Consider the following 5,886-nt stretch of genomic DNA (forward strand, 5'->3'; position numbering starts at 1 on the left):
GGACGCTGCCGGCGACGCGCGGTGACGTGCGACCGGAAGGGCCGTCCGTCGGGGTCTACCGTCGGGGGATGGACGAGCCCTTCGAGGTGCGGCCGCTCACCCCGGCGACGTGGGCCGACCTGGAGGCCCTCTTCGGCCTCCCCGGCGGGTCGATCGTGCGGGGATGCTGGTGCATGTACTACCGCAAGCGCGGCAAGGTCCTCGTCGGCGCGGCGGCGGCGAGCAGCAACCGGGACGCTCTGCACGACCTCGTGAGCGCCGGCCGGGAGCCCGGGCTCGTGGGGTACCTCGACGGCGAGCCGGCCGGCTGGATCAGCCTCGGGCCGCGCGAGGACTACGCCAAGCTGCAGCGGTCACCGGTGATGAAGCCGGTCGACGACGCGCCCGTGTGGTCGATCGTCTGCACCTACGTGGCCAGGCGGTATCGGGGACGCGGCGTGCAGCACCGGCTCCTCGCAGGGGCGATCGCCCACGCCCGCTCCCGCGGGGCGCGGACACTCGAGGCATACCCGGTCGACAAGCCACAGCGCAGCCACGACGACTTCATGTTCTTCGGCTCGCGCAGCCTCTACGAGCGGGCCGGCTTCACGGAGGTGGTCCGCCGCTCGCCGACGCGGGTCGTCATGCGGCTCGAGCTCGCCTGACGCGCCCGACCTGCAGCGCCTGGAAGGCCCGGGCCGTGGGCCCCCCGGCAGGCGCAGGGCTGCCATCATGGCCGGAGCACCGACGGCTGCGGCGGCGGCCCGAGCGCACGAGCGATGCGAAAGGCGAAACCCATGACCCCTCCAGACCAGGTCGTCGACGCCGCTGCGCACGTCGCCGAGGAGATCGCGCAGCTCGCCCAGGACGGCGGCGCCACGGTCGCGGTGGCGGAGTCGCTCACCGGCGGCAAGATCTCCTGCCACCTGGGCGCTGCCCCGTCGTCCGCCACGTGGTTCCGGGGCGCGGTGGTGGCCTACAGCAAGGAGGTCAAGTTCGCCGTGCTCCAGGTCCCACCGGGCCCGGTGGTCACCAAGGAGTGCGCGGCCGCGATGGCGGGCGGGGTGGCCGACCTGCTCGGGGCCGACGCCGCGGTGGCGGTCACCGGCGTCGGCGGCCCCGACGACGAGGAGGGGCAGCCGGCCGGCACGGTGTGGTTCGGCGTCGTCGCGGGCGGCTCCGTCACCACGGAGCAGCGGCAGTTCGACGGCGACCCGCAGGAGGTCCTCGAGGCGACCACGCTCCACGCGCTCCGGCTGCTCCGGCGAGGCCTGCAGCAGGTCCGCTGAGCGCGGGACGGGGCCGAGAAACGGCCCTCGCTCCCGAAGCGGGGGAACGAGGGCCGTGCTGGTGTCGAGGGGGGGACTTGAACCCCCACGCCCGTTAAGGGCACTAGCACCTCAAGCTAGCGCGTCTGCCATTCCGCCACCCCGACAAGGTGATGAGCAGGGGCTCTAAGGGAGCTCCCCGCGGCGAGCAGAAACGTTAGCACGGGGCTCGGACAAAACACGAACCCGGCGGACCGGCCGGCTCGGGGGCACCTCACTAGGGTGACGGCATGACCGCGACGCCCCAGACCGGCTCGACCAGCCCCGAGGACGAGGTCGTCCGGATCTGCTCCGAGCTGATCCGCATCGACTCCACCAACTACGGCGACGGCACCGGCCCGGGGGAGCGCGCGGCCGCCGAGTACGTCGTGGGCCAGCTCGAGGACGTGGGCCTCGCGCCCACCCTCCTCGAGAGCCGGCCGGGGCGGGCCACCGTGGTCGTGCGCCTCGAGGGCGAGGACCCGGCGCGGCCGGGGCTCGCCGTGCACGGCCACCTCGACGTGGTGCCTGCCAACGCGGCGGACTGGCAGGCGGACCCCTTCGGCGGTGAGGAGCGGGACGGCTGCGTGTGGGGTCGCGGCGCCGTGGACATGAAGGACATGGACGCGATGATCCTCGCGGGGCTGCGGCACTTCGCCCGCACTGGCACCAAGCCGGCCCGCACGACGACGTTCGCCTTCTTCGCCGACGAGGAGGCAGGGGGCGCCCTGGGCAGCCACTGGCTCGTCGACGAGCACCCCGAGCTCCTCGAGGGCGTCACCGAGGCGGTGAGCGAGGTCGGCGGCTACAGCGTGACTCTGCCGAGCCCGCAGGGGCCGCGTCGCGCGTACCTGCTCCAGACCGCCGAGAAGGGCATTGCGTGGCTGCGCCTGCGCGCCCACGGCCGCGCGGGCCATGGCTCGGTGCCCAACGACGACAACGCGATCGTGCGGCTCGCGGCCGCCGTCGGCCGGATCGCCGCGCACGAGTGGCCGCGCGAGTACATCGCCTCGGTCCGCCAGCTCCTCGACGGGCTGAGCGCGCTGAGCGGCATACCGTATGCCGCCGACGTCGAGCCGCTCCTCGCCGGGCTCGGCGGGGCGGCGGGCTTCGTTCGCGGCACCCTGCGCGACACGGCCAACGTGACGATGCTCGAGTCCGGCTACAAGCACAACGTCATCCCGCAGACCGCGACCGCGGCCGTGGACTGCCGCTTCCTGCCCGGCCACGAGGACACCCTCATGGAGACGATCCGCGAGCTGGCCGGGGAGCACGTCGACGTCGAGGTCGTGCACCGCGACGTCGCGCTGGAGGCGCCCTTCGACGGGGACCTCGTCGAGGCGATGAAGCAGAGCCTGCTGCGCGAGGATCCCGACGCGGCCGTGCTGCCCTACTGCCTCTCCGGCGGCACCGACAACAAGGCGCTCAGCCGGCTGGGGATCACCGGCTACGGCTTCGCGCCCCTGCGGCTGCCGGCAGAGCTCGACTTCGCCCCGATGTTCCACGGCATCGACGAGCGGGTGCCGGTGGACGCGCTGCGTTTCGGCGCCCGGGTGCTGACCGACTTCCTGACCCGCTGCTGAGGTCAGGCGGTGCGCTGCACCCGCATGACCTTGCGCCGCAGCCACATGCGCCGGATGCCGCTCACGTAGGCCACGGTGCGCGCGAGCTCCCACCGGCCGTACTCCGCGTGCTCAGCGACGGCCTGACGCGCCTCGGCCCGGCTCGTGGCGGGGCCGAAGGTCAGGACGCGGTACTCGTACTCGGTCATCGCCGACATTGTGGCACCGGTGCCGCCGCGTCGACCGGTGGATCGACCGGACCCGCCGGACGGGACGCCGCCGGGAGGCGTGCCGAGCACGTCCGCACAGGGCCCCGACCTTTTGTCCCCGCCAGGAGTTTCCAGCCGCACCGGCGTCGACTACGGTCGAAGCATGACCGTGGACCCGCGCGCCGCCCTCGAAACGCTCGTCGCCGCTTTCGAGCGTCACCTCGAAGCCGCCGCGTCGAGCCGTGACCCCGACCACCCCATGGTCGTCGCCGCCGCGCAGGACCTGGCCGAGGCCTTCGACGACTACGACGAGGCGCTCTACGAGTCGACCGAGGTCGCCACCCCCCTCGCCATCTACGGCGAGGACCTTGAGGACCAGGACGACGAGGGCGACGAGGGCGTCTACGCCGGCCTGGACGCGGACGAGTACGACGAGGACGACGAGGACGACAGCGACGACGAGGACGACGAGGACTTCGACGAGGACGACGACGAGGACCACGGAGCGCCGCGCGGCGCGCGGGTCTGACACCCGGCAGCGCCGGAGGGCTCGTCCCGGGCGCGCACCCGTCCGGCCGGTAGCCTCCCCGCATGGCATCGCGTCTGAGACTGGGGCTCAACCTCGGCTACTGGGGCAACGGCACGGGGGCGGAGCACGTCGCCCTCGCGCAGGAGGCCGACCGGCTGGGCTATGACAGCGTGTGGGCGGCCGAGGCCTACGGGTCGGACAGCCCCAGCGTGCTCGCCTGGGTCGGGGCCCGCACGGAGCGGATCGCCCTCGGGTCGGCGGTCATGCAGATCCCCGGACGGACGCCGGCCATGACCGCCATGACGGCGGCGACGATCGACACCCTGTCCGGGGGGCGGTTCCGGCTCGGCCTCGGGGTGTCCGGGCCCCAGGTGAGCGAAGGGTGGCACGGCGTCCGCTTCGCCAGCCCGCTCGGCCGCACCCGCGAGTACGTCGACATCGTGCGGATGGCGCTGCGCCGGGAGACCGTCCGGTATGACGGGACGTTCTGGACGCTGCCGCTGCCCGACGGACCCGGCAAGGCGCTGAAGATGACGATCCGTCCGGTGCAGGACGAGGTGCCGGTCTACCTGGCCGCCGTGGGCCCCCGCAACGTCGAGCTCGCCGGCGAGATCGCCGACGGATGGCTCGCGATCTTCTTCAGCCCCGAGCATTCCGGCGAGCTGCTGTCCGCCCTCGCCACCGGGCGGGAGCGGGCGGGGCGTGGGGCGCCGGGCGCGGCCCTCGACGGGTTCGACGTCGTCCCGTCGGTCCCGGTCGTGGTGGCTGACGACGTGGAGGCCGCCGCTGACCGGCTGCGGGCCTACTGCGCGCTCTACCTCGGCGGCATGGGGTCACGGGAGCGCAACTTCTACAACGACCTCGCGGTTCGCATGGGCTTCGCGGAGGCGGCCGGCCGCGTCCAGGAGCTCTTTCTGGCCGGCCGGCACCGGGAGGCCGCGGCCGCGGTGCCGTTCGAGTTCATCGACGAGACGGCGCTGGTCGGGCCTGAGGCGCGGATCGCCGAGCGGGTGGGCCGGTATGCCGCGGCCGGGGTGACGACCCTCGCCGTCACGCCGTATGCCGCCGACCTTGCGGGCAGCCTCGAGACCGTGCGGACCATGGCCCGGATGCTCGGGGGCAGTTGAGCGCCCAGCCGGGATGCGGCCGGTTCCCAGCGGGGTCCCACGGTAGGCTGCCACCCTGTCGCGCGCCGCACCGTCAGGCGCCGCGGCGCGCCCCTGACTCCACGCAAAGGTTGACCGCACCGTGCCTGACCTCAGCTATCTCGATGCCCTCGTCCTCGGCGTCGTCGAGGGCCTCACCGAGTACCTCCCGGTCTCCTCGACCGGCCACCTCACCGTCGCCGAGAAGCTCCTCGGCCTGTCGGTGGACGACCCGGCGGTCACGGCATACACGGCCATCATCCAGCTCGGCGCGATCCTCGCGACGCTCCTCTACTTCGTCAAGGACATCGTCCGCTTCGCCGTCGCGTGGTTCCGCGGGCTGCGCGGCGGGCCGGCCCGCACGGACCCCGACTACGGGCTGGCCTGGGCGGTCATCATCGGCTCCATCCCGGTCGGGGTGGTCGGCTTCGCCGCCAAGGACCTCATCACCGGCGGTCTGCGCAGCCTGTGGGTCGTGGCGGCGGCGCTCGTGCTGTGGAGCGCGGTCATGGTCGCGGCGGAGCGGATCCACGCGGCATACGACCGTCGGGGGACGGTGCGCGGCGAGCACTCGGTGACCCCGGTCGACGGCCTCGTCATCGGGCTCGTCCAGTGCCTTTCCCTCATCCCGGGGGTCTCCCGGTCCGGCGCGACCATCTCCGCAGGCCTCGCCCGCGGCATCGACCGGGTGACTGCCACGCGTCTCAGCTTCTTCCTCGCCATCCCGGCCCTCACGGCCGCGGGCCTCTTCGAGGCATACAAGCAGCGTGCCGACCTGGTCCGGCTCGGGCTGGGACCCATGGCGCTCGGGCTCGTCGTGGCCTTCGTCGTCGCGTACGCGTCGATCGCCTGGCTGCTGCGCTTCGTCGCGAGCAACAGCCTGCTCTCCTTCGTCTGGTATCGCGTCGGGCTCGGCGCCCTCCTGGCGGTGGCCCTGATCGCGGGCTGGCTCACCGCCACCTGACCTCCCCGTGGTCGAGTGGCCACTTTCGCCCGCCCCCCGGTGGTCGAGTGGCCACTTTCGCCCGCCCCCCGGTGGTCGAGTGGCCACTTTCGCCCGCCCCCGGTGGTCGAGTGGCCACTTTCGCCCGCCCCCCGGTGGTCGAGTGGCCACTTTCGCCCGGCTTCCCGGTGGTCGAGTGGCCACTTTCGCCC

Annotated in this window: 7 protein-coding genes and 1 tRNA gene; 6 read left to right on the forward strand and 2 right to left on the reverse strand. The window is 73.3% G+C overall.

All coding sequences use genetic code 11. The features are described 5' to 3' along the window. Both VFJ94_RS10555 and VFJ94_RS10560 read left to right on the forward strand, forming a co-directional pair. Nucleotides 1–644, forward strand: a 644-nt coding sequence (locus tag VFJ94_RS10555; protein WP_325004168.1) for a GNAT family N-acetyltransferase, incomplete at its 5' end; no start/stop codon positions are given. 132 nt (nt 645–776) lie between these two features. Next, a complete protein-coding gene (locus VFJ94_RS10560; RefSeq protein WP_325004169.1) occupies nt 777–1,268 on the forward strand; it encodes a CinA family protein in 492 nt (163 codons plus the stop codon). A 59-nt stretch (nt 1,269–1,327) separates the two neighbouring features. On the opposite strand, the gene VFJ94_RS10565 is transcribed toward VFJ94_RS10560, so the two are convergent. Then, nucleotides 1,328–1,414, reverse strand: a tRNA-Leu gene (locus VFJ94_RS10565). 123 nt (nt 1,415–1,537) lie between these two features. On the opposite strand from VFJ94_RS10565, the gene VFJ94_RS10570 reads away from it, so the two are divergent. After that, nucleotides 1,538–2,869 carry a M20/M25/M40 family metallo-hydrolase gene (locus VFJ94_RS10570; protein WP_325004170.1) on the forward strand — a complete coding sequence of 444 codons (1,332 nt, stop codon included), beginning with the start codon at nt 1,538–1,540 and terminating at the stop codon, nt 2,867–2,869. 2 nt (nt 2,870–2,871) lie between these two features. On the opposite strand, the gene VFJ94_RS10575 is transcribed toward VFJ94_RS10570, so the two are convergent. Continuing rightward, nucleotides 2,872–3,057, reverse strand: coding sequence for a DUF5703 family protein (locus VFJ94_RS10575; RefSeq protein ID WP_325004171.1), 186 nt, complete (start codon nt 3,055–3,057; stop codon nt 2,872–2,874). A gap of 163 nt (nt 3,058–3,220) precedes the next feature. Here VFJ94_RS10575 and VFJ94_RS10580 point away from each other — a divergent pair, with 163 nt between their 5' ends. The 3 genes from VFJ94_RS10580 to VFJ94_RS10590 all read left to right on the forward strand — a co-directional run bounded on the left by VFJ94_RS10580 (nt 3,221) and on the right by VFJ94_RS10590 (nt 5,695). After that, a complete protein-coding gene (locus VFJ94_RS10580; RefSeq protein WP_325004172.1) occupies nt 3,221–3,586 on the forward strand; it encodes a hypothetical protein in 366 nt (121 codons plus the stop codon). Between the two features lie 74 nt (nt 3,587–3,660). Beyond that, on the forward strand, nt 3,661–4,713 hold the full coding sequence (locus tag VFJ94_RS10585; RefSeq protein ID WP_414654600.1) for an LLM class F420-dependent oxidoreductase: 1,053 nt from the start codon (nt 3,661–3,663) through the stop codon (nt 4,711–4,713). A gap of 121 nt (nt 4,714–4,834) precedes the next feature. Next, on the forward strand, nt 4,835–5,695 hold the full coding sequence (locus tag VFJ94_RS10590; protein WP_325004174.1) for an undecaprenyl-diphosphate phosphatase: 861 nt from the start codon (nt 4,835–4,837) through the stop codon (nt 5,693–5,695). Nucleotides 5,696–5,886 lie beyond the last annotated feature (191 nt).

The organism is Intrasporangium sp. (genome assembly GCF_035688975.1).
Taxonomy (GTDB): Bacteria; Actinomycetota; Actinomycetes; order Actinomycetales; family Dermatophilaceae; genus CALMNV01.